Below are 23,518 nucleotides of genomic sequence, written 5' to 3'. Positions count from 1 at the left end.
TTATTACGCGAGTAATATGATGCAGGTAATATTCACTGGCAATTTATTTCTGCTGCCGGTCGTCAGGTTGGGTTTGAGTTATAGGACGTTCGCGGCCTTCTTTTATCGAACGCCTTGGCGCCCGCCCTCGGTTTTTGATTCTGATTCAACATCCCATCCAGTCTTCCGACGGGGCCACAACACGGGGGATCGAGGGAATCCATTGCTTCCAGTTAATAGGAAGCATTACTATTCACGCCTCCTCTCCACAGCACAGCGCAATGACCCCCAAGCTGCCCCGCAGACACGGCTTTTTCGAGCATTACGAAGAGTTGATCGGCACCTGGACCCGTCGCCTGAGAAATCGTCAGCAGGCCGAGGACCTGGCCCACGACACCTTCGTGCGGGTGCTCGAGTCCGATTCGGCGGTGGTGCAGCAACCTCGGGCATATTTGCACCAGACCGCGCGCAATATTGCGGTGGACGGTTATCGGCGTGAGGATCGGCGGGGCGCCATGGAGTCGGAGGCGATCGATCACTGTGTGTCGTCGTCCGGCGACCCGGAGCATTTCATGCACGCGATCCAGTTGGCGGATTCCATCGAACGGGCGCTCACCGAGCTGCCGGTCAACTGTCGCAAGGTGTTCGTCTGGCAGAAGATCGAAGGCCTGACCCAGGCTGAAATCGCCGAGCGCCTGGGGCTGTCCAAGAACATGGTGGAAAAGTATATGATCCGCACCCTGCGGCACCTGCGTGATCGCCTGGACGGGTTACAACCATGATTCGCCGCGTCTTCTCATCCGCCGCCAAAAAGGACTTTCCATGATGGACACTGGTGATTGTGCGTGCGGGCAAACAACGGTTCGCGACGACGCGGCGCGGTGGTTTGTGCGTTTGCAGGAACCTGTCGTCAACGCCGAAGAGCAGCGAGGCTTCGAAATCTGGCTGGACGAACATCCTCAGCATCGCGACGAATATCAAATGCTCCAGAGCCTGTGGTCGGCGGCCGATCTGCTGCCGGCCAATCGTTTGCATGCTTTGTGCGAAACCCCGCCGGCACGCCGCACACGTCATCCGCTGGTGCGTTACGCGGTGGCTGCCAGTGTGTTGACGGTGGCGCTCGGCCTGGGGTTGTTCAGTGGCGTGAACCAGCCGGCGACCTACACGGCTGAATATTCCACGGCCCTTGGCGAGCGTCGCCATGTGGCGTTGCCGGACGGTTCGGTGATCGATCTGAACAGCCGCAGCCGGGTGCAGGTGCGCTATGAAAAGGACCGTCGCGGCATCGAGTTGCTGCAAGGCGAGGCGATGTTCAGTGTCGAGCACGACAGCAGCCGACCGTTCGTGGTCGAGGCGGGCAGCGGCAAGGTCACGGTCACTGGCACCCGTTTTGATGTGCGTCGCGACAGCGCTGAAACCCGGGTCGCGGTGGAGCAGGGCACGGTCAAGGTTCAAGGTAACGGTGCCGATGTCGTCAGCCTTACCGCCGGCCTCGGCACTCGCGTCAATGCCCAAGGCTTGGTCGCCGCCGCCTATGCGGTCAACCCTGCAGAACTGACCGCATGGCGCAGCGGCAAACTGGTGTTCAACAACGCCAGCCTCAGCGAAGTGGCCGAAGAAGTATCGCGCTATCGGGCAAAACCGCTGACGGTCGACAACGCCAAAGTGGGCAATCTACGCCTGACCAGCGTGTTCAAATCCGACAACACCGACGCGTTGCTCAAGGCTTTGCCGAGCATTCTGCCGGTAGCCATTCGGACCCTCGATGACGGCAGTCAGGAAATAATTGCCCGATAGATTCAGGTTTTTTTCGAGTTCTTCGTCTTCTTGTCCAACTGCAACTGGTTTGCATTAACAGGCGCACACTCTTGCGATCCACAGGACAACGTTCGACGTGAAGAAAACCACCGCTAAAAATAACAAAACACCCTGGCTGCCCCTCGCGCTTGCCCTGGCAATCAGCTCGGCGCTGCCCCAGGCGTTCGCTGCAGACGCCATTCATATTCAGGCGCAGCCGCTGGGTCAGGCCTTGAGTCAACTGGGTCAACAAACCTCGCTGCAGGTTTTTTTCAGCCCGGAACTGGTGGCCGGCAAACAAGCCCCGGCAGTCGACGGTAATCTCTCGCCGGAACAGGCTTTGCGCCAATTGCTGCAAGGCAGCGGTCTGGAATATCAGATTGATGAAGGCTCGGTGACCCTGAAGCCAGCCCCGACTTCCGCCACCAATGGCCCGCTGGAGTTGGGCGTGACCGACATCAAAGTGGTCGGCGACTGGCTGGGTGACGCCGACGCCGCCGTGGTGCAAAACCATCCCGGCGCGCGTACGGTGATCCGCCGCGAAGCCATGGTCGAGCAGGGCGCCATGAACGTCGGCGACGTGTTGAAGCGTATTCCCGGCGTGCAAGTGCAGGACGCCAACGGCACCGGCGGCAGCGATATTTCCCTGAACGTTGGCGTTCGCGGCCTGACCTCGCGCCTGTCGCCACGCTCCACTGTGCTGATCGACGGCGTGCCGGCCGCCTTCGCCCCTTATGGGCAACCGCAGCTGTCCATGGCACCGATTTCCTCCGGCAACCTCGACAGCATCGACGTGGTGCGTGGTGCCGGTTCCGTGCGTTATGGGCCGCAGAACGTCGGTGGCGTGATCAACTTCGTCACCCGCGCGATCCCGGAGAAAGCCACCGGCGAAATCGGCACCACCCTGGAAACCACCCAGCGCGGCGGCTGGAAACACATCGACACCGCGTTTCTCGGTGGCACCGCCGATAACGGCATGGGTGTGGCGCTGTTGTATTCCGGCGTGAACGGCAACGGTTATCGCAAAAGCAACAACAGCAATGACATCGACGACGTGATCCTCAAGACCCACTGGGCGCCCACCGATCAGGACGATTTCAGCCTCAATTTCCATTACTACGACGCCAGCGCCGACATGCCCGGCGGCCTGACGCAGAAGCAGTACGATGCCGATCCGTTCCAGTCCGACCGCGACCATGACAACTTCAGCGGCCGCCGCAAGGACGTGTCTTTCAAGTGGATTCGACAGATCGACGACCGCACCCAGGCTGAAGTGCTGACCTACTATTCCGATAGCTTCCGTGGCAGCACCATTGCCGCTCGTGACCAGAGAACCCTCAGCTCTTATCCGCGCACTTACTACACCTTCGGCATCGAACCGCGTGTGTCCCATGTGTTTGATCTGGGCCCGACCACTCAGGAAGCCAGCGTCGGTTATCGTTATTTGAAAGAAGGCATGCATGAAGAGGCGAGCCGTCTGGCGCTGGTGAATAATCAGCCGGTGGTCACCAAAACTTCCGATGGCCATGTGTTCCAGGATCGCACTGGGGGCACCGAAGCCCACGCTGTTTACATCGATGACAAGATCGATGTCGGCAACTGGACCGTGACCCCCGGCATCCGTTTTGAAAGCATCAGTACCGAATGGCACGACCGGCCGGTGCTCGACACCGCCGGCAAACCTGTGCAGGAAAAACGCCGCAGCATCGACAGCAACGAACCGTTGCCGGCCCTGAGCGTGATGTATCACATGTCCGAGGCCTGGAAACTGTTCGCCAACTACGAAACCTCGTTTGGCAGCCTGCAATATTTCCAGCTCGGCCAGGGTGGTTCGGGTGACAACACCGCCAACGGCCTGAACCCGGAAAAGGCCAAGACCTACGAAATCGGTACGCGCTACAACGATGATGTGTGGGGCGGGGAGGTGACGCTGTTCTACATCGACTTCGATAAAGAGTTGCAGTACATCAGCAACGATGTGGGCTGGACCAACCTCGGCGCGACCACGCACCAAGGCCTTGAAGCCTCGGTGCACTACGACATGGCGGCGCTGGACCCGCGACTCGAAGGCCTGACCGCCAATGCCGGTTTCACTTACACCCGCGCCGTTTATGAAGGCGAGATTCCAGGCTTCAAGGGCCGTGACCTACCGTTCTACTCGCGTCAGGTGGCGACCGCCGGCCTGCGTTACGACATCAACCGCTGGACCTACAACCTCGATGCCTTTGCCCAGTCCAAACAGCGCTCGCCGGGCACCGCGGTGAACGCTGATGGCAGTTTCAGCGGCAACTACATCACCGAAGGCAGCGCGGACGGCCAGTACGGCGACATCCCCGGTTATGTCACCTGGAACGTGCGTGGCGGTTATGACTTTGGTTCGCAATTGTCGAACCTGAAAATCGGAGCGGGGGTGAAGAACATTTTCGACAAACAGTATTTCACCCGCTCCAGCGACAACAACTCGGGGATGTACGTCGGCGCACCGCGCACGTTCTTCGTGCAGGCCAGCGTCGGGTTCTGATCGACCGTCATCGCGGGCAAGCCCCGCATGATCTTTGGCATGGGCAAAATCTGTGTTCACTGAAAATCCTTGTAGGAGCGGGCTTGCCCGCGAAGGCGTCCTCACTGGTGCCAAAAGCTTCGCTGGCAAGCCAGCTCCTACATGGTGATCTGCGGTGAATACAGAATCGGGGCAACTTCGAACATTGTGGGCGGGCTTGCCCCGCGATGCTTTTAAACCTTCAACACCTTCCCGCCAATCGCCACCGCCACCAGCAACACCGCCATCAAGCCAAAGGCAAAACTCAAACTGCTGCCATGGGCGATAAAGCCGATCACTGCAGGCCCGGCGAGAATCCCTGCATAGCCCAATGTAGTAATGGCTGGCACGGCAATGCTTTCCGGCATGACGGTCTGTTTGCCCACGGCGGTATAAAGCACCGGCACAATGTTCGAACAGCCTGCCCCCAGCAGTGCGTAACCCACCAGCGCCCCTTCCCAACTCGGTGCGAATGTCGCCAGCGCCAGGCCCGCCGCAGCCGTCAGCCCACCAAACACAATCACCCGCGTAGCGCCAAGACGATGCACGATTGAATCACCGGTCAAACGCCCAACGGTCATGGTCAGCGCAAACGCCGCATAACCCAGTCCGGCATACGCCGTGTCGATCCCGCGTTCCTGGGCCAGGAACACCGCGCTCCAGTCGAGCGCCGCGCCTTCAGCGAGGAACACGATGAAGCACATGCCGCCGATAAACAGCACGATGCCATGGGGTACGGCAAACGCCGGGCCGGAGCTTTCGCTGCCATAGGGCAACAGATGCGGCGCCGCTTTGAGCAACGCCACAATCAACATCACGATCACCACCAGCGTCGCACCCAGCGGGGAAACCCCGAGGCCGAGCAACGCACTGACACCCGCCGCGCCGACGATCCCGCCGAGGCTGAACAGCCCATGGAAACCCGACATCATATTCTTGCCGCTGGCCCGTTCGACGATCACCGCTTGCAGGTTCACCGTCGAATCCACCGTGCCCAGGCCCGCGCCGAACATGAACAACGCCGCGATCAGCGCCGGAATCGTAGACACCGTCGCCAATAGCGGCAGTGCCGCGCAGATCAACAAAGTCCCGCCGCTCAACATCCGACGGCAGCCAAAACGCGAAGCCAGAATCCCCGCCATCGGCATCGCCAGAATCGAACCCACTCCCAGACACAGCAGCAACAGCCCGAGGGTGCCTTCGTCCAGCCCGGCCCGCGCCTTGGCGTAAGGCACCAGCGGCGCCCAGGCCGCAATACCGAAGCCGGCGATGAAAAAGGCGATGCGTGTGGACATCTGTTCCAGACGTCCGGGGACGAATGAGGCTTGGGTGTTGAGGTTGGTCATATCGATCCTTGGCAAAAAACATCGCGTCCCCAACGGACAGTGAACAACCGCAAAGGGTTCGCTCATCACGTCCGGGGGGAATCGCAGTCAGGCAGGGTGACATCCTTGCACAGCCAGCCGCTGTTTCGCGATATTGTCGACGGATCAATTGCTCATACAGGAGACGCCATGACGCGGATGTACGATGCTCGAGGCAATATCTACGCGGTCGTGACGCCGGACGATGTGCGCAGAAGTGGTATCGAACTGCCTGAACTGGCCAGCCATGCCGCGCAAACCCGTGAGGCCTGGGCGTCGTCGGCCGTAGAGGCGTTCTGCAGTTGGGTTCCCGGCACACAACCGCCCGGCCACAAGGCGCATCGCTGCGACGGTCTGCTGGTGGGGCCGTTTCAAGCTGCGCCACCTTTTGATCTGTTGATCGTCAACACCGATGGCACCCTGGCCGAGCGCAGTGGCAATGGCCTGACGATCTTTTCCCAGGCCCTCGGCGAGCAAGGGCTGATGCCGACGGAGGAGGCTTGTCTGCTCCGGGTTCATCACGACAAGAGCGATGCGGTTTCGCCGGTGCAGACTTCAGTGAAACCCGCGGAAATCGATGGCGTGCAAGGGTTCTGGCTGGATCTGGGGCAGCCATCGTTCGGGCCTGAAGCGGTGGGCGCGCAAGGCGTTGAACCCGTGAGGTTGAAGGGGCGCGAAGTCAGTCAAGTATGGCCATTGTCCGCGCTCGATCCTGCCTGGAGTCACAGTCAGTTCGTGCGTATCGGTAATCCCCATTGCGTGACGTTGGTGACAGACGCCGAGGCGTTGCCGAGTAACGCGCAGATGCGCGAATCGACGTTGGCCGACGGATTGACCCGCATCGCTTACGCCATGCCGACCGGGGCAGGACAGCCATGTGTGGCAGGCGTGAACCTGCAATGGGCGATGCTTGAATCCGAGGGGCGAATCGTTGCGCGGGTGTTCGAGCGCGGCGAAGGCCCGACCGCGTCGTCGGGCACCAGCGCCAGCGCGGTGGCGTGCGCGGCGTGGCGCGTGGGTTGGGTGACGGCCGGGGAAGTGAAGGTGGTCATGCCTGGCGGCACGGCGCCGATTTTGCTGGAAGAAATGGATGGCGAATTGAGTCGGGTCAGGCTTTTTGGTACGGCGCGATTGATGGGTTGATTTCCAGATTGCCTTCGCGAGCAAGCCCGCTCCCACAGTGGATTGTCGTTGTACACAAAAACTGTGTGCACTGAAGATCTAATGTGGGAGCGGGCTTGCTCGCGAAGGGGCCATCACATTCAACGAAGATCTCAGCTCAAACCACTAAACTCCACCACCGGCATCTGCCGCTTCATCAACACCTTGCCATCACGAACCGAATACAGCGGCAAACCCTGGCTGCGAATCACCTCATAATCACTGTCCGCCGACAGAATCAGCAGATTCGCCGGCCGCCCCTGTTCCAGCCCATAGCGATCGCCCAGGTTCATGGCTTTGGCGCTGTTGTCGGTGACGAGATCCAGCGCACTTTGCAGATTGCGATAACCGAGCATATGGCAGATGTGCAACCCAGCCTCGAGCACCCGCAAAATGTTGCCGTTGCCCAACGGATACCACGGGTCGACGATCGAATCCTGACCGAAACACACGTTCATCCCCGCTTCGAGCAACTCATTCACACGGGTTACGCCACGGCGTTTCGGGAAGTTATCGAAGCGTCCTTGCAGGTGAATGCTTTCGGTCGGGCAGGAGACAAAACTGATCCCCGAATGCCCGAGCAGGCGAAAGAGTTTGGCGCAGTAGGCGTTGTCGTAAGAGCCCATGGCCGTGGTGTGGCTGGCGGTGACGCGTGAACCCATGTCGCGGCTGCGGGCCTCTTCGGCCAACACTTCAAGAAAGCGTGAGTGCGGATCGTCGGTTTCGTCGCAATGCACGTCCACCAGACAACCGGTGCGCTCGGCCAGGTCCATGAGGAACTTAACCGAACTGACGCCCTGATCCCGGGTGTACTCGAAATGCGGAATACCCCCGACCACATCGGCGCCCAGGCGAATCGCTTCTTCCATCAGCTCCCGACCGTTGCGGTACGACTCGATGCCTTCCTGGGGGAACGCGACGATTTGCAGGTCGATCAGGTGGCGGCTTTCCTCGCGGACTTCGAGCATTGCCTTGAGCGCCGTCAGTTCCGGGTCGGTGACATCGACGTGGGTGCGCACATGCTGGATGCCATGGGCGGCGAGGGTCTGGATGGTTTTCTTGGCGCGGGTCTTGGTGTCTTCCTGGGTGATGGTCGCCTTGCGCTCGCCCCAGCACTCGATGCCTTCAAACAGCGTGCCGCTCATGTTCCAGCGCGGTTCCCCGGCGGTCAGGGTGGCATCGAGGTGAATGTGCGGCTCGACGAAGGGCGGCACCACCAGATTACCGCCGGCGTCCAGATCATCCGGCCCCAGGGACGGCGCTTCGGTTTGCCGGGCGATGCTGTGAATCAGGCCATTTTCCAGGTGCAACTCATGCAGGCCTTCTTGGTTGCGCAGGCGGGCGTTGATGATGTGCATCAGGCGAATCCTTTTAGAGATCTTGTAGTGGTGCGTCGGCGGTACGGGCACCCAGTACCCCGGTCAATAGCACATACGTTAGCGCGGCGGCGGCAATCCCTACCAGCGGCGCGACCCACGGCGAGCTGAAGGCGGCGACAGTGCCGACCGCATAAGCGCTCAGCCCCGGCCAGTTGAACGCGGGCAACCGTGTGTCGGCGAGGCGTGGGTAGTGGCCACGATAACGGAAGAAAAAGTCCGCCATGATCACCCCGCCAATCGGCGGAATCACCGTGCCCAGCAGAATCAGGTAAGGCACCAGCATGTCGTACATGCCCAGCAGTGCCAGCAGCGTGCCGATCACCGCACCGGTCAGGGTCACGGTTCTGCGCCGGCCGGTGCGCAGCAGGTTGCAGCCAGCGACGGCGAAGTTGTAGATGGTGTTGTCCTGGGTGCTCCAGATATTAAGCAGCAACATCGCCATCGCAGCCATGGCGAAGCCTTGCAACAGCAGCACTTCGACCACGTCCGGTTGCTGATAGACGATGGCGCCGTAGGCACCGATCAACACCATCAGACCGTTGCCGACGAAGAAGCCGATCAGGCTCGCCAGCACCGCAACCCGCGCTGAACGGGAGAAGCGTGTCCAGTTGGTGGCTTGCGTCGCCCCGCTGACGAACGTGCCGAACACCAGGGTAATCGCGGTCGACCAATCCAGCGTTCCTGTCGGAACCACCGCGAGCAAGCCCTCGAGCCCGCCGACCTTTACTGTCGCGACCCACATTGACAGCATCAGCAGCAACATCATGGCCGGCACGGCGATGTACGACAGAATCTCCAGCCCGCGATAGCCGATGTAGGCCGTGGCGCAGAAGCCCAGGCCGAACAGCACCATCAAGCCCAGAACGGTGCCCTCACTCAGTTCGAAATACTTGCCGAGTACGACGGCGGCGGTCGCGGTACCCCAGGCGTACCAGCCGATCTGGGTGAAGCCGAGGATCAGGTCGCTGAGCTTGCTGCCCACTTCACCGAAGCAGAAACGTCCCATCAACACCGAATTGAGGCCGCTTTTGAAGGCGATGTAACCCAGCCCCGCGGCGTAGATCCCCAGCAGCAGATTGCCGACGATAATCACCGCCATCATCTCGCCGAAACTGAACGCCACACCGAGCTTGCCGCCGGCAAACATGGTCGCGGTGAAGAAGGTAAAACCCAGCAGCACCATGGCGGTGGAGGCGAGTCCCTTGCGAGCATGCATCGGGACTTCGCTGAGAGGGTAATCGTTGCCGGGATCATTCTGCGTCATGTGGCGTTCCTTGCTGGATGGAGACGCGGAGGTGTTGCAGTGCTCGTGCCAATGGCGCGAGGGTGTTGTTATTTATAGACGAACAGGCGGATTTGGCCCGCAGAGGGCTCGAAAGCGGTGCACCTGAAAGAACACAGCACCCATGTGGGAGCGGGCTTGCTCGCGAAAGCGGTGTGTCAGCCAACATCATTGTTGAATGTCAGGCCGCTTTCGCGAGCAAGCCCGCTCCCACATTTTGATTCGGGGTTTTCAGGGGGAATCATGTTGCGGCAAAAACCGCAACAGCGCCGCCACGATCGCCTCCGGCGCATCCTCCTGAACCAGATGCCCGGCTTTGGGAATGGCATGAAACTGTGACCCGACAATCATCTGATGCAACGCCCGTCCGCGTTCGATGGGAATCCACTGATCGTCCTCGCCCCAAAGAATCTGCACCGGGCAGCGAATCGTCGGGTACAACCCTTCGATCTCGCGGGTAAAACGTTCATCCATCTGCGCGATCTGCCGATAGAACGCCGCTTGCCCCTGATCGCCGAGCCAGGGCCGCACGTAGGGCGCCAATTCGTGATCGGGAATTTCGCGCTTGATCGCACCACGAATATAGGTCGGCACAATCGCCTGCTGAATGTAATCGGGCAGTCCACTGAACGCCGCTTCATGCTGACGCACATGCTGCACGAACGGCGAACCCCAGGGCGACAGCGCCACTGGATCGATCAGCGTCAGGCTGCGGTAATCCTTGCCGTTGAGCAGATGGGCGCGCAATGCGGTGGCACCGCCGAAATCGTGGGCCACCACGTCTGGCCGTTCCAGGCCCCAGTGCTCCAGCAATTGCGTCAACAGTTGGTTTTGTACGCCCAGCGACACATCGCCGTCCGGCTGTGCGGATAGCCCGTAACCCAGCAGATCGAAGTAGTGCACGCGGTGCGTGGTGATGAAGTGCGGCGCAATCCGGTGCCACACATAAGAAGAGAAGGGCGTGCCATGCACGAACACCAGCGGCGGGCCGTCGCCACGTACGGCGAAGCGAACGGAGTGTCCGTTGAAACGATAGGTCTGAGCCTGCGGCCAGTCAGTCATGGGAGGTGTCCTCTTGGCGTGTGCGAGGCAAAAAGCATAGGCATAAAAAAACAGCCGTTGAAGGCTGTTTCTCTATTCACTGACGAAACGCATTTCCTCTCTGTAGGAGCGAGCTTGCTCGCGAAGGCGGCGGCACAGTCAACATCGATGTCGCCTGACATGCCGCCTTCGTCGGAACACCGCTCGCTCCTACAGCGGTTTACTCACCGCGATAGATGCAACCGCTGGTGCAGGTCTCGTGGATACGAATCGCGCTGAGTTCCGGCAGCAGGGGCTTCAATTCAGTCCAGATCCACTTGGCCAGCACTTCGCTGGTCGGGTTTTCCAGGCCGGGAATGTCGTTCAGGTAGTTGTGGTCGAGGCGCTCGTAGAGCGGCTTGAAGATCGCCTTGATTTCCGAGAAGTCGCGGATCCAGCCCGTATGCGGATCGAGATCGCCACTCAGGTGAATCGCCACTTTGAACGAGTGACCGTGCAGGCGACCGCACTTGTGGCCGTCCGGCACGTGGGGCAGGCGATGGGCGGATTCGAAGGTAAATTCTTTGAAGATTTCCACAGTGATGTTCAGCTCTGTCAGGTGGCGATCGCCGCGGCGATGGGGGCAGGTGGCGAGTTTACCAGAGCGCTGGGCAAAACACTGACTAAAGGGTCAGCAAGCGCTCGCCGGGGCGACCGTTGGCAGCCAGTTTGATGTGGTCGCGATCATACCGGTCTCGATGTCTGGCAGCACATTACGTAGGAGCCAGGCTTGCCGGCGAAGGCGATTTCGAGGACGCCTTCGCCGGCAAGTCGGATCGCCGCACCGCTGGCTCCTACAGGGATTTGCGTGTGTCAGTAATATCGCGCTGCGATCATCAATGATGGCAATTCAGTTTCAGTTAAGTTCGAACCACTAAGGTGATTCCGCAGCAACACATAAAAAAGATACGGAGACACCCCATGAAAATCCTGACTGCCCTGTTCACCGCCTCCCTCATTGCCATGACTGCCAGCATCGCCCATGCACGCGACCTCGGCCCCGACGAAGCCCTTGGATTGCGCGACGCTGGTACCATTGTGTCCTTCGAGAAGCTCAACGCCACGGCATTGGCCCAACACCCCGGCGCCAAAATCAGCGAAACAGAGCTCGAAGAAGAGTACGGCAAGTACATCTATCAGGTGGAACTGCGCGACCCGCAGGGCCTTGAGTGGGACCTGGAACTGGACGCCGTCAGCGGGCAGGTTCTCAAGAATCATCAGGATACGTAATGAAGGTGTCTGGTTTAAATCGACGCGCCAGCAGTCGAATGGCGCTGGCGCTCCTGGCTTTTTGCTCGGTGGTCATGGCCCGCGACCTGGATCAGGACGAGGCCCTGCGCCTGCGCCAACAAGGTGTGATCCTGCCGCTGGAGCGGCTCTTGCAGCAAGCACTGGACCGCTATCCCGGGGCCAAGCTGCTGGAAGCCGAGCTTGAGGAAAAACACGACGTTTACATTTATGAAGTCGAGCTGCTGACCACCGAAGGCGTGGTGCGCGAGCTGGACCTCGATGCCACCACCGGCCAATTACTGAAAGACAAGGAAGACTGACCGATGCGTTTGCTTCTGGTGGAAGACCACGTACCGCTGGCCGACGAATTGATGGCCGGCCTCAACCGGCAGGGTTACGCCGTGGACTGGCTGGCCGATGGCCGCGATGCGGTGTACCAGGGCAGCAGCGAGCCTTATGACTTGATCATTCTCGACCTCGGCCTGCCGGGTTTGCCGGGGCTCGATGTGCTGGCGCAATGGCGGGCCGGCGGCTTGGCCACGCCAGTGCTGATCCTCACGGCGCGCGGTTCCTGGGCCGAGCGAATCGAAGGCCTCAAGGCCGGTGCCGACGATTACCTGACCAAACCGTTTCACCCCGAAGAGCTGCACCTGCGAGTCCAGGCATTGTTACGCCGCTCCCATGGCCAGGCCAATCAACCGACGCTCAAAGCCGCAGGTTTGCATCTGGATGAAAGTCGCCAATGCGTGACTCGCGACGGCGCCGATATCCAGCTCACCGCTGCCGAATTCCGCTTGCTGCGCTATTTCATGCTGCATCCGGAGCAGATCCTTTCCAAAAGTCATCTTGCCGAACACCTCTACGACGGTGAAACCGAGCGCGACTCCAACGTGCTGGAAGTTCACGTCAACCACCTGCGCCGCAAACTCGGCCGCAGCGTGATCGAAACCCGTCGCGGTCAGGGTTACCTGTTCGGCGGGCAAGCGCAGTGAGGTCGATCCAGCGCCGCTTGAGCCTGGGCCTGATCAGCGTGATGGTGATCGTCGGCCTGGTGCTGGCGCAAACCAGTCTGTGGCTGTTTGAAATGGGTTTGCAGCGCTACCTCGAAGCCGGGCTGCGCAACGACAGCGAAAACCTGCTGGTGGCGCTGGTGCGCGGACCGCAGGGATTACAACTGGATGAGCGGCACTTATCGCCGGTCTATCAGCGACCGTTTTCCGGGCATTACTTTCGCATCGATTTTGCTGACAGCCATTGGCGCTCCCGCTCGTTATGGGATCAGGAACTGCCACTGCTCGAACACCCAGGCCTGCACAGCAACCTGCAACTGGGGCCGGAAGGGCAGCAGCTGTTGGTATTGCGTTCGGATTACCGTCGGTTGGGCCAGGCGATTTCCATCAGCGTCGCCCAGGATTACACCCCGGTGCGCGAGAGCTTTCGGCGCATGCAACAGGTTGGCCTCGGGTTGGGGCTGGCGGGGCTGTTGTTGATTTTGCTGTTGCAACGGATCACCGTGCGCCGCGCCTTGCGCCCGCTGGAAAAGGCCCGCGAACAAATCGCCCAGTTGCAGCAGGGTCAGCGCTCGCAACTCGACGAAGAAGTGCCGCTGGAGCTGGAACCGTTGGTGGCGCAGATCAACCATTTGCTGGCCCACACCGAAGACAGCCTCAAGCGTTCGCGCAATGCCTTGGGCAATCTCGGCCATGCCATGAAAACTCCGCTGGCGGTGTTGTTGAGCCTGGCTTCAAGCGAAAAACTCGATGCTCATCCGCAGCTGCGCAAAGTCATGCAGGCGCAACTGGAACAGGTTCAGCAACGGCTGAATCGCGAACTCAACCGCGCCCGATTGTCCGGCGATGCACTGCCGGGGGCGCTGTTTGATTGCGATGCGGAACTGCCGGGGTTGCTGACCACGTTGAACATGATTCACGGCGAACACCTCGACCTGAGCTACCGCGCACCGTCCGGCCTGCAACTGCCGTGGGATCGCGAAGATCTGCTGGAATTGCTCGGCAATCTGCTGGACAACGCCTGCAAGTGGGCGGATGCCGAGGTTCGGTTAAGCGTGGTCGAAACGGCAGAAAGGTTTGAATTGAGCGTGGAAGACGATGGACCGGGGATTCCCGAAGATCAGCGCGCTCAGGTGTTCAGTCGTGGCTCACGGCTCGATGAACAGACCGATGGGCATGGCTTGGGATTGGGCATCGTGCGCGACATTGTCGATACGTGGGGCGGGGTGTTGAAGTTGCAGGAAAGCGAGTGGGGCGGGTTGAAGGTGACGATCGAATTGCCCAAGCGCTGACCCCTGTAGGAGCGGGCTTGCCCGCGAAAACGGTATGTCAGGCGACATCAATGTTGACTGTACCGCCGTCATCGCGGGCAAGCCCGCTGCTACACGAGACCGTGCTCCGGCTTTGACACCGAGGCGACTCTGCGGCAAAGTGCGCGCCCTCTAATAAACCCTTTCTTTAATCCGCTGGCGGCTCATGCAGGCTGCCGGCCGGACTCATTCCGTATGCCTTGAGGTAACGATGATTAATGCAGTAATTGCCGCGGTCGGCATCATGCTGATACTCAGCCTGTCCCGCGTGCATGTGGTAATCGCGCTGATTGTCGGCGCGCTGGTGGGCGGTCTGACCGGTGGCCTGGGCATCGACGCGACGCTGAAAGCTTTCAACAGCGGCCTCGGCGGCGGCGCGACGGTTGCGTTGTCCTACGCCTTGCTCGGCGCATTCGCCGTGGCGATTGCCAAATCCGGCCTGGCCCATGCGCTGGCCGACAAAGCCCTGGCCATGGTCGATCGCCAGCACGCCAACGGTGGCGGAAACGTCAAATGGCTGTTGATCGGTTTGCTGTGGGTGGTGGCCATTGCCTCGCAGAACATTTTGCCGATTCACATCGCCTTTATCCCGTTGCTGGTACCGCCACTGTTATATGTGCTGACCAAACTGCAACTGGACCGTCGACTGATCGCCTGTGTCATTACCTTCGGTCTGATCACGCCGTATATGTTCCTGCCCGTGGGCTTCGGCAACATCTTCCTCAATGAAATCCTGCTGGCCAACGTCGCCCGTAGTGGCGTGGACATCAGTGGCATCAATGTCACCCATGCCATGGGTATTCCAGCGCTGGGCATGGTGTTTGGCCTGGCGGCAGCGTTTATCAGCTACCGCAAGAAGCGTGTTTACGATCTGGAAAAGATCGAAAAAGTCGAGCAGGTTGCGGTGCAGTACAACCCGTTGAGCCTGATGGTGGCCGGCCTGGCGATTGCCGCGGCATTCATTATTCAGCTACTGCTGGACTCGATGATTATCGGGGCGCTGGCGGGATTCCTGATCTTTTCGCTATCGGGGATCGTTAAATGGCGTGAAACCGATGACCTGTTCACTGAAGGCATGAAGATGATGGCGATGATCGGCTTCATCATGATCACCGCGTCAGGGTTCGGTGAAGTGATCAAAGCCACCGGACAGGTGCAAACACTGGTCGAAACTTCGGCTTCGTGGATCGGCCACAGCAAAGCTATCGGTGCGCTACTGATGTTGCTGGTGGGCCTGTTGGTGACCATGGGCATTGGCTCGTCGTTTTCCACCGTACCGATTCTGACAGTGATTTTCGTGCCGTTGTGCGTGCAACTGGGCTTCAGCCCGATCGCCATCGTGTGCATCGTCGGCACCGCCGGCGCGTTGGGCGATGCCGGGTCACCCGCCTCGGACTCGACCCTGGGCCCGACCTCCGGTCTGAACATCGACGGCCAGCATCACCACATCTGGGACACCGTGGTCCCGACCTTCCTGCACTACAACCTGCCGTTGCTGGCGTTTGGCTGGGTGGCGGCGATGGTTCTCTAAACCTTTCCTCTGAACTGGAGATCAGGTGTGGGAGCGGCGGTGCGGCGATCCGACTTGCTCGCGAAGACGGCAGCACATCCAGCATTGATGTGACTGGGTAGACCGCTTTCGCGAGCAAGCCCGCTCCCACAGGGATCAGTGTGACCCTGGCTCAACTTTTGATCTGGCGTGCCGTTAAAGCCTTTAACCACGCCAACAAAATCAAAAGAGTGAACGCGAAGGCGTCGTGTCATTCAACATTGATATCGACTGACACTACGCCTTCGCGGGCAAGCCTACCGCTCCCACAGGTTCCGCATCGCGACTACCCTCATTAGTAAGCAAACACCGTCCAAGCGTTGGTTTGAACCCGTATCCGGAACGGGCGGTCATTTGCTTCAGGTGTCGCGCATTCGCGGCACCCGGACGACCCACCATGGAGTCAGACTTATGAATGACGGTACCTGCGACTGCCCGAAATGCAACTGTAAGCTGGGTGAACACCCTATCGTGCGCCACGGCAAGCACTATTGCTGTGAAGCCTGCGCCAAGCATCACGAACATGGCGAAGCATGCGTCAACGAAGGCTGCAAGTGTGCTCAACACTGACCGTTCAGCCAAAAAAGTGGAGCCGTCCAGGCTCCACTTCGGTTTGAATCTTTCCCCTCCTTTTTGACGCTCAACTGGCCGGTCGCCAGGTCACATTCTCGATGCCGAATTTTTCCGCCAGCGGTTTGCTGGTCTTTTGCACCCGCTCACGGCCAAAACGCGGGATCCGGCCGATCCCTGCGTCGCAACTTGCCCAGTGCCAAGCCTCTGCATTGTCCATTTTGTCCAGGCGGATAATGAAAGACTTGGGCTGGCCATGAAGGGTGTATTCAATAACGAAAAGTTTTGCATTGTTCATAAAGCCTGTATTCCTCCCTGTAGTTATAGAAGGATCGCGAGGCGCGGGGAAAATTCAGTCGGCTTGTCGGACGGTGACAGTGACTGGCGACAGCCGGACGCTTCGTTATCATGGAGCCTTCCTGACCCCCCAATGATCCTAGTCTATGGCTGCGCCGCCTGATTTGAACATGCCTGGGTTGTTGCCGTAATCCGATTAAAGTGGGAGCGGGCTTGCTCGCGAAGGCGGCTTCACATTCAACATCAACGTCGACTGTCAGTCCGTCTTCGCGAGCAAGTCGGATCGCCGCACCGCCGCTCCCACATGGAGATGTGTTGGCAGATCAGGCTTCAGGCACGCCTTTCTCCCAAGCCGACCAGTTCTGCAAAATCTCCTGCACCAGCGGGTTCCCCGTGCGGTACAGATTCTCCAGCGCCGGCACAAACCCACCTTGATCGGCGTACTTGAGCAGGTTATCCACCTCGCTCTGTCCCGGCGCCGGCCGGTCGAAGTCAGAGCCTGCGCGCACCACCGCCAGGCGCCGGACATCCACCAGCCCCTCGCGGCTGGCGCGCAATAGTGCTTCATAGGTGGAATTGTCTTCCTGCTGAGTCGTGCAATAGACCCCTTCGTTATTGGTCAGCAGCTTGGTCCAGACTTCCGCCCGTTCACTCAAGCGCGTCCCGGAAAACCAGGTATTGCCCGCCAGCGTGTCGCATTGGGTCACCACGGGCGGCTGATTGGCCGGCGCGGATGGATACTTCAAGCGCCATGCCGCCGATTCCTTGCTTTCGCTCAGCTGGACCTTGTGGCTCAGGGCGAACGCCTTGGCCTGCAACTTCGGATTGAGCTCGAAGACTTCGGTCTTGTAATCCAGCGGTGGCTTTTCGTTCGGGCCTTGGGTGTTGATGCCCAGGTAACCGGTCGGCCAGTCTTTCGGCGCGTCTCGGGAATCCAGCTCCCATTGGGTGCCGAACTCCACCAGATAGTGCGCCCACGCAGTGGTGCCGATGGTGCCGTGGTGTGGGCTGATGCCGGCAATCCCGGCGATCAGGAAGTAACTTTTGCGCAGGTCGAATTTCGGCGACAGCGCCAGGGCCAGGGTAGAAGCCGCGGCATTGGTCTGGCCCATGCCGGTGACCATCAGGCACACCTGTCGGGTGTTGCAGCGAATGTTCGGGTACTCGGAGGACAGGCCCGGTACGCGGACTTCTTGCTTGAGCTCCAGACGATCGATCCAGTTCTGCGCCTCGGGGGCGAACATGGTGATCAGCATTACTTTCGGCTGGATCGGCGCTTCAGTCGCCCATGTAGCGCAAGAGAGCAGGGTGCCTACCGCAAAACCGACAGACAGGGAAATACGCGTCACTGCATTCATAAAAACCTCCAGATTCAATAAGTCTTAGAACTGATAACCGACACCGGCGTAGTAGCCCCAGCCGTTGGAACGGGCGCGGAAGTCACCGTCGCCGAAATTCAATTCACTGCCGTCCTCCCAGTTGCCGCCGTTGTGGAAATAACGGCCGACCAGGGTGAAACGCAAGTGAGTGAAGGCGTAGAGCAACACGTTGGTGGCCACGGTCGCGTTGGCGGTGCGGGCCGGGTTGTCCTTGTGCAGGTCGGAGCCAAAGTCGAAGTTGGTGAAACCGATGTAGGTCAACGAAGCGCCGTTGCTGAAACTGCTGATGGGCACGATGTATTTGAGCTGGGCGCGGTAGCCGTCCCACGAATATTCATTGCTGGCACCGTAGTTTTCCCACTGATAGCGACCGTAGAAATTGGCCGACAGATTGACCCGCGAATGGGTGTCGATGTCGGTACCGAGGCCGCTGTACAGCGTGTTGGCGCGGTTGGCGCTGTTGCTGCCGTGGTCGTAGATCCAGTCGAACGCCACGTACCATTCCTTGAACGGTCCGATGGCCAGGCTGCGGCCAGCCAGGTAGTCGATGGAAATCCGCGGTTCGTGCTCCATGAACACCGGCGAACCGTGGTCCCACACGCCTTTGTCATGGCTGTTGCCGATGTCGAAGATCTTCGGAATATCGATGTAGCCGTACAACTCGAACGGCCCCTTGCGGCCGAAGTATTCATATTCCAGGTAGATGTCGTCGGCCGGTTGCGGGCCGAAACTGATGTCTTTGCTGCCGATGACAGTCAGGTCCTGGTTGAACCAGTCCGACAGGTAGGCGCCTTTTTTCGGCGGGCTGGCTTCAGGGCTGAGGGCTTCGCCTTGGGCGGACTCTTCGGCGGTGGCCGGTTGGGCCAGAACATGGCTGCTGAGTAGTCCTGTAACGCTGGCCAGCAGCAAGGAAACAGCAAAAGTGCGCGAGCAAGTCACGCGACGGGAAGTGCAATGCATTAAAAGTCCCTTTTCGTACGGATCGAAACCCTGGTGGTGCAGGTTTGCGTGGTAGGTGGCAAACAGGCCGGTATCGGCGACTCGCAAACGTTTGCACAAGACATACCAGTTTGTTTAATGCACTGAAAAATAGTGGGAATTGCTGGTTTTTCTGTCCTTCTGGTCAAGGATTTGGAGGGATGAGGTTTTCAGGGCGAAGGGGATCTGGCGGGGGATATGCACCAAAATGGTGTCGATGGGCCTGACGGGGCAAGACACGGCACCCTGTAGGACCGAGCTTGCTCGCGAAAGCGGTGTGTCAGGCGACATCAATATTGACTGTGCCTGCGTCTTCGCGAGCAAGCTCGCTCCTACGACAGGCATTAGGGCAAGCCCCCTCCCCAAAGGGTTGCTGTAGAATCCTCGGCATTGACTTCACAAGGTGCATCCCCGATGAGCGAGCCGATTCGTCTGACCCAATACAGCCACGGCGCAGGCTGTGGCTGCAAGATTTCACCCCAGGTGCTGGAGGTGATTCTGGCCGGCAGCGGCGCGCAGAACCTGGACCCGAAACTCTGGGTCGGCAACGCCTCGCGCGATGACGCGGCGGTATATGCCATCGACGAAGAACGCGGCGTGGTCTCGACCACTGACTTTTTCATGCCGATCGTCGACGATCCGTTCGATTTCGGCCGCATCGCCGCCACCAACGCCATCAGTGACATTTACGCCATGGGCGGCGATCCGTTGATGGCGATTGCAATTCTCGGCTGGCCGGTCAATGTGCTGGCGCCGGAGATTGCCCGGGAAGTGATCCGCGGCGGGCGTTCGGTCTGCGATGAAGCGGGAATCCCGTTGGCCGGTGGCCATTCCATTGATGCACCAGAGCCGATCTTCGGCCTGGCCGTGACCGGGCTGGTGGAAAAGCGCCACATGAAGCGCAACGACACCGCCACCGCTGGTTGCTTGCTGTACCTCACCAAGCCCTTGGGCATCGGCATCCTCACCACGGCCGAGAAGAAGGGCAAGTTGCGCAATGCCGACATCGGCCTGGCGCGCGACTGGATGTGCACCCTGAACAAACCCGGCAGCCGTTTCGGCAAACTCGAGGGTGTGACCGCGATGACCGACGTCACCGGTTTTGGCCTGCTCGGGCACTTGGTGGAAATGGCTGACGGCAGCAACGTGACCGCCCGCATCGGCTATGACCGTGTACCGCGCCTGCCGGGTGTCGAATATTACCTCGATCAGGGCTGTGTGCCAGGCGGCACGCTGCGCAATTTCGACAGTTACGCCAGCAAGGTCGGCCGACTCCAGGAGTTGCACAAACGCGTGCTCTGCGACCCGCAGACCAGCGGCGGCCTGCTGATTGCGGTCACGCCCGAAGGTAACGAAGGGTTCCTGGCGGTGGCAGCCGAACTCGGTCTGGCCCTTGAGCCGATCGGCGAATTGGTTGAGCGACAGACTAACGCGGTAGAGGTGTTTTGATGTCCATCGACTTCACCGATTACCGCGACATCTTCCTCAACGACCGGCCGATGATGGATACGCGCGCACCGGTCGAGTTCCTCAAGGGCTCATTCCCTGACGTGGTCAATCTGCCGCTGATGGATGACCTCGAGCGGCAACGGGTCGGCACTTGTTACAAGCAGCAAGGCCAGCAAGCGGCCATCACGCTGGGGCATCAATTGGTGTCCGGCGAGATCAAAGCCGAGCGCATCCAGGCCTGGGCCGACTTTGCCCGGGCGCATCCGGATGGTTATTTGTACTGTTTTCGGGGTGGGCTGCGTTCGCAGATCGTTCAGCAATGGCTCAAGGACGAAGCCGGTATCGACTATCCGCGAGTCGGTGGCGGCTACAAGGCCATGCGCACCTTCCTGCTCGATACGCTCGATCAGGCCATTACCCAGTGTGATTTCGTCTTGCTGGGCGGCATGACCGGCACTGGCAAGACCGAGGTGCTCACGCAATTGAGCAACGGGCTGGACCTGGAAGGGCATGCCCATCATCGCGGCTCCAGCTTCGGAAAACGCGCAACCGGCCAACCCTCCAACATCGACTTTGAAAACCGCCTGGCGGTGGACGTGCTGAAGAAGCGCGCCCGTGGTATCGAACAGTTCGTGCTGGAAGACGAGAGCCGCGCGATCGGCAGTTGCGCCTTGCCGCTGCAGCTGTATCAGGGCATGCAGCAATTTCCGATGGTATGGCTGGAAGACAGTCTGGAAGGGCGGGTCGAGCGAATTCTGCGTGATTACGTAGTGGACTTGTGCGCCGAGTTCATTGAAGTGCATGGCGATAAAGGCTTTGCGCTGTTTTCCGAGCGGATGCTGGCGAGCCTGAACAATGTTCAGAAACGTCTGGGTGGCGAACGCCATCGGCGGATGGTGACCTTGATGGAAGACGCCCTGGCAGAACAGGCGAACAGCGGTACGGTGGATTTGCACCGGGGTTGGATCGAAGGGTTGCTGCGTGAGTATTACGACCCGATGTATGCGTTTCAGCGGGAGAAAAAGGGTACGCGGATCGAATTTGTCGGGGAGCGGGGTGCGGTGCTTGAGTACCTGCGAACGCGAGGTAATCAGCGGGGTTAGGTGGGGGGGTACTGGCCTCTTCGCGGGCAAGCCTCGCTCCTACAGGAGCGAGGCTTGCCCGCGAAGAGGCCTGACAGGCGCGCCCGACCGCTTACGTCGGACAGGTCTCCTGACCATTATCCAGCCCCTGTTTGTAGCTGCGGCTCTGCAGGCTGGCCTTGCCGTTGTGCCAGGTCAGTGTGAGCACGTACAGCGAGTCGTAGTCGCTGGATGCCCAGTCATCGGTGATGTTCTGTTTCTTGCCGACGGCTTCCCCGGCGACTTTATTGATCAGTTCGGGCAGGTAGCCGTGGGACCAGGCCGTATAAATGACCGAGTTGTGATACTTGTCGTGGAGCAGCTCATCCGCCAGGTCGCTGGTGTCGTTGGCCGAGAAGTTGATGTTCACCGGCAAGCCTAGCTTGATTGCGCTGGGGCTGATGGTCATCAGTGGGCGGATGTAACTGTAGGAATTATCAAATTCGCCTTCCTCGACATTGCGCGTCGGATTGGCGGCAAACACGTAGTTGGCCTTGCCGAATTTTTCCGGCAACAAGGTGGCCAGGTCGATGGCACGGTTCAGCCCCTGACAATTGAGCTGACCCAGGCCGCCGGCGGGTTTTTCTGCGTGGCGTAAAAACACCAGCGTCTGGGTGCCGTCCGCCGGTTGGGCGCGGCTTTCGCTGGACTCCAACGACAAAAACACGGCGCAGGCCGCCAACAAGGCAGGCAGGAAGACATAGGCGCGATGTTTGAAGCGTTGGGCGAATTTCAGTGGATTCATCATCGAATAGGTCATCTTCAGCGCATTCGGTTAAGGCTGACAAACCTTGACACCGTGAGCTTATGGCTACGGGTGTTTTCCATGTCGTTGATCCGCTATTTCCTATAGGGCCATGCTCAGAGTCCTCTGAAGCCCTTTGGTTCGATCCGAGCGAAGTGCCTGGCACTTTAGCGGCAACCTTGAACGGATTGGAAGAAAGGTTATCGACAGGATGTTGCGGATTTATGGATGCGGTACACATATGCGCCCCCGTCCCCATTATGATCTTCACTTCGATTTTCTCATGGATGCCCCTTATGACCGATTTGTCTGCATTCCCCATCACTCAAAAATGGCCGGCCCAATACCCGGAATGGATCCAGCTCTATTCCTTGCCAACACCCAATGGCGTCAAGGTTTCGATCATGCTCGAAGAGATCGGGCTGCCCTACGAGCCGCACCGTGTGGGCTTCGACACCAACGATCAGTTGTCCCCCGAATTTCTGTCGCTGAACCCCAACAACAAGATTCCGGCGATCCTCGACCCTCACGGTCCGGGAGATCAGCCGTTGGCACTGTTCGAGTCAGGGGCGATTCTGATTTACCTTGCCGACAAGAGCGGGCAGCTGTTGGCGCAGGAATCGGCGGCGCGTTACGAGACCATTCAATGGTTGATGTTTCAGATGGGCGGTATCGGGCCGATGTTCGGCCAGCTCGGTTTCTTCAACAAATTCGCTGGCAAGGACTACGAAGACAAACGTCCCCGTGATCGCTACGTCGACGAAAGCAAGCGCTTGCTCAAGGTCCTTGATGGCCGTCTGCAAGGGCGCGACTGGATCATGGGCGAGCGCTACACCATCGCCGACATCGCGACCTTTCCGTGGGTACGCAACCTGATCGGCTTCTATGAGGCCGGTGACCTGGTGGGTATCCAGAATTTCCCCAATGTCACCCGCGTGCTGGAACGTTTTCTCGCAAGGCCGGCGGTAATTCGCGGGCTGGAAATTCCCAAGCAACCTCTTTGAATCCCTCATCACCAAGGCAGGCAATAAGCTCATTCGATTTCAAGCAAGTAGATGTCTTCAGCCATGGGCCGCGGCGGGGGGACTCAGGTCGAGCAGGTGGGAGATGAGATCTGGGTTGGCGGCGCGGTGGTGACCTGCATTACAGGAATACTGGCGATTTACCCTGTGGGAGCGGGCTTGCTCGCGAAAGCGCTGGGTCAGTCGACATCAATGTTGAATTATAGGCCGCCTTCGCGAGCAAGCCCGCTCCCACAGGGTTCTGTGCTGAATGCGGGGGATTGTTGCCGAACCGGTA

The 23,518-nt window shown here is 59.6% G+C and carries 22 protein-coding genes and 1 pseudogene; 14 read left to right on the top strand and 9 right to left on the bottom strand.

Going from position 1 to position 23,518, the window contains the following annotated elements; genetic code table 11:
• Positions 1-260 precede the first annotated feature (260 nt).
• The 3 genes from MEB48_RS05840 (at position 261) to MEB48_RS05830 (ending at position 4,297) form a co-directional block, all read left to right on the top strand.
• Complete coding sequence (locus tag MEB48_RS05840; RefSeq protein WP_237882722.1) at positions 261-761, top strand: sigma-70 family RNA polymerase sigma factor; 501 nt, start codon at positions 261-263, stop codon at positions 759-761.
• Positions 762-801: 40 nt separating this feature from the next.
• Complete coding sequence (locus MEB48_RS05835) at positions 802-1,776, top strand: FecR family protein (RefSeq protein WP_237882720.1); 975 nt, start codon at positions 802-804, stop codon at positions 1,774-1,776.
• A gap of 97 nt (positions 1,777-1,873) precedes the next feature.
• Positions 1,874-4,297, top strand: a complete 2,424-nt coding sequence (locus MEB48_RS05830; protein ID WP_237882718.1) for a TonB-dependent siderophore receptor — start codon at positions 1,874-1,876, stop codon at positions 4,295-4,297.
• 212 nt (positions 4,298-4,509) lie between these two features.
• Here the strand turns inward: MEB48_RS05830 and MEB48_RS05825 are convergent, their stop codons facing one another.
• On the bottom strand, positions 4,510-5,661 hold the full coding sequence (locus MEB48_RS05825) for an MFS transporter (protein ID WP_237882717.1): 1,152 nt from the start codon (positions 5,659-5,661) through the stop codon (positions 4,510-4,512).
• A 168-nt stretch (positions 5,662-5,829) separates the two neighbouring features.
• Between MEB48_RS05825 and MEB48_RS05820 the strand changes: the two genes are divergently transcribed.
• Complete coding sequence (locus MEB48_RS05820) at positions 5,830-6,822, top strand: diaminopimelate epimerase (protein ID WP_237882715.1); 993 nt, start codon at positions 5,830-5,832, stop codon at positions 6,820-6,822.
• Positions 6,823-6,953: 131 nt separating this feature from the next.
• Here MEB48_RS05820 and codA read toward each other — a convergent pair whose 3' ends face one another.
• The 4 genes from codA to queD form a co-directional block, all read right to left on the bottom strand.
• Complete coding sequence (codA, locus tag MEB48_RS05815; RefSeq protein ID WP_237882713.1) at positions 6,954-8,198, bottom strand: cytosine deaminase; 1,245 nt, start codon at positions 8,196-8,198, stop codon at positions 6,954-6,956.
• A gap of 13 nt (positions 8,199-8,211) precedes the next feature.
• The gene (gene codB / locus MEB48_RS05810; RefSeq protein ID WP_237882711.1) at positions 8,212-9,483 is read right to left on the bottom strand and encodes a cytosine permease; all 1,272 of its coding nucleotides are present in this window, start codon (positions 9,481-9,483) and stop codon (positions 8,212-8,214) included.
• Positions 9,484-9,732: 249 nt separating this feature from the next.
• The gene (locus tag MEB48_RS05805; protein WP_237882709.1) at positions 9,733-10,563 is read right to left on the bottom strand and encodes an alpha/beta fold hydrolase; all 831 of its coding nucleotides are present in this window, start codon (positions 10,561-10,563) and stop codon (positions 9,733-9,735) included.
• 199 nt (positions 10,564-10,762) lie between these two features.
• Complete coding sequence (gene queD / locus MEB48_RS05800) at positions 10,763-11,119, bottom strand: 6-carboxytetrahydropterin synthase QueD (RefSeq protein WP_017736453.1); 357 nt, start codon at positions 11,117-11,119, stop codon at positions 10,763-10,765.
• Between the two features lie 383 nt (positions 11,120-11,502).
• Here queD and MEB48_RS05795 point away from each other — a divergent pair, with 383 nt between their 5' ends.
• The 6 genes from MEB48_RS05795 (at position 11,503) to MEB48_RS05770 (ending at position 16,250) form a co-directional block, all read left to right on the top strand.
• Positions 11,503-11,811, top strand: a complete 309-nt coding sequence (locus tag MEB48_RS05795) for a PepSY domain-containing protein (RefSeq protein WP_237882707.1) — start codon at positions 11,503-11,505, stop codon at positions 11,809-11,811.
• Positions 11,811-12,131, top strand: a complete 321-nt coding sequence (locus MEB48_RS05790; RefSeq protein WP_237882706.1) for a PepSY domain-containing protein — start codon at positions 11,811-11,813, stop codon at positions 12,129-12,131. Before MEB48_RS05795 ends, MEB48_RS05790 begins: the two co-directional genes overlap by 1 nt.
• 3 nt (positions 12,132-12,134) lie before the next feature.
• Entirely contained in the window at positions 12,135-12,803 is a 669-nt protein-coding gene (locus MEB48_RS05785; RefSeq protein WP_237882704.1) for a response regulator transcription factor, read from the top strand.
• Positions 12,800-14,113 (top strand): sensor histidine kinase, encoded by a 1,314-nt coding sequence (locus tag MEB48_RS05780; protein WP_237882702.1) that lies wholly within the window; start codon positions 12,800-12,802, stop codon positions 14,111-14,113. Before MEB48_RS05785 ends, MEB48_RS05780 begins: the two co-directional genes overlap by 4 nt.
• 232 nt (positions 14,114-14,345) lie before the next feature.
• The gene (locus MEB48_RS05775) at positions 14,346-15,662 is read left to right on the top strand and encodes a Na+/H+ antiporter family protein (RefSeq protein WP_237882793.1); all 1,317 of its coding nucleotides are present in this window, start codon (positions 14,346-14,348) and stop codon (positions 15,660-15,662) included.
• A gap of 429 nt (positions 15,663-16,091) precedes the next feature.
• Positions 16,092-16,250: a metallothionein gene (locus tag MEB48_RS05770; RefSeq protein ID WP_237882700.1), complete on the top strand. Its 159-nt coding sequence runs from the start codon at positions 16,092-16,094 to the stop codon at positions 16,248-16,250.
• Positions 16,251-16,320: 70 nt separating this feature from the next.
• Here MEB48_RS05770 and MEB48_RS05765 read toward each other — a convergent pair whose 3' ends face one another.
• The 3 genes from MEB48_RS05765 to MEB48_RS05755 form a co-directional block, all read right to left on the bottom strand.
• Positions 16,321-16,548: a DUF6555 family protein gene (locus MEB48_RS05765; protein ID WP_095053076.1), complete on the bottom strand. Its 228-nt coding sequence runs from the start codon at positions 16,546-16,548 to the stop codon at positions 16,321-16,323.
• 322 nt (positions 16,549-16,870) lie between these two features.
• On the bottom strand, positions 16,871-17,905 hold the full coding sequence (locus MEB48_RS05760; RefSeq protein WP_237882698.1) for a purine-nucleoside phosphorylase: 1,035 nt from the start codon (positions 17,903-17,905) through the stop codon (positions 16,871-16,873).
• A gap of 24 nt (positions 17,906-17,929) precedes the next feature.
• On the bottom strand, positions 17,930-18,886 hold the full coding sequence (locus MEB48_RS05755) for a nucleoside-specific channel-forming protein Tsx (RefSeq protein ID WP_237882696.1): 957 nt from the start codon (positions 18,884-18,886) through the stop codon (positions 17,930-17,932).
• A 432-nt stretch (positions 18,887-19,318) separates the two neighbouring features.
• Between MEB48_RS05755 and selD the strand changes: the two genes are divergently transcribed.
• Both selD and mnmH read left to right on the top strand, forming a co-directional pair.
• Positions 19,319-20,353, top strand: coding sequence for a selenide, water dikinase SelD (selD, locus tag MEB48_RS05750; protein ID WP_237882694.1), 1,035 nt, complete (start codon positions 19,319-19,321; stop codon positions 20,351-20,353).
• On the top strand, positions 20,353-21,456 hold the full coding sequence (mnmH, locus tag MEB48_RS05745; protein WP_237882692.1) for a tRNA 2-selenouridine(34) synthase MnmH: 1,104 nt from the start codon (positions 20,353-20,355) through the stop codon (positions 21,454-21,456). The genes selD and mnmH overlap by 1 nt, the downstream gene beginning before the upstream one ends.
• A gap of 91 nt (positions 21,457-21,547) precedes the next feature.
• Here mnmH and MEB48_RS05740 read toward each other — a convergent pair whose 3' ends face one another.
• A complete protein-coding gene (locus MEB48_RS05740; RefSeq protein WP_237882791.1) occupies positions 21,548-22,222 on the bottom strand; it encodes a histidine phosphatase family protein in 675 nt (224 codons plus the stop codon).
• Between the two features lie 293 nt (positions 22,223-22,515).
• Between MEB48_RS05740 and MEB48_RS05735 the strand changes: the two genes are divergently transcribed.
• Both MEB48_RS05735 and MEB48_RS05730 read left to right on the top strand, forming a co-directional pair.
• Positions 22,516-23,223 (top strand): glutathione S-transferase family protein, encoded by a 708-nt coding sequence (locus tag MEB48_RS05735; protein ID WP_237882690.1) that lies wholly within the window; start codon positions 22,516-22,518, stop codon positions 23,221-23,223.
• A 63-nt stretch (positions 23,224-23,286) separates the two neighbouring features.
• Positions 23,287-23,382, top strand: a pseudogene (locus MEB48_RS05730) (phenazine biosynthesis protein PhzF); the annotation flags it as partial.
• Positions 23,383-23,518: the final 136 nt, after the last annotated feature.

This window comes from Pseudomonas sp. PGPR40, assembly GCF_022014505.1.
Taxonomy (GTDB): Bacteria; Pseudomonadota; Gammaproteobacteria; order Pseudomonadales; family Pseudomonadaceae; genus Aquipseudomonas.
The sequence above is the reverse complement of the archived record's forward strand: the minus strand, read 5'-3'. Positions and strand labels throughout refer to the sequence as shown.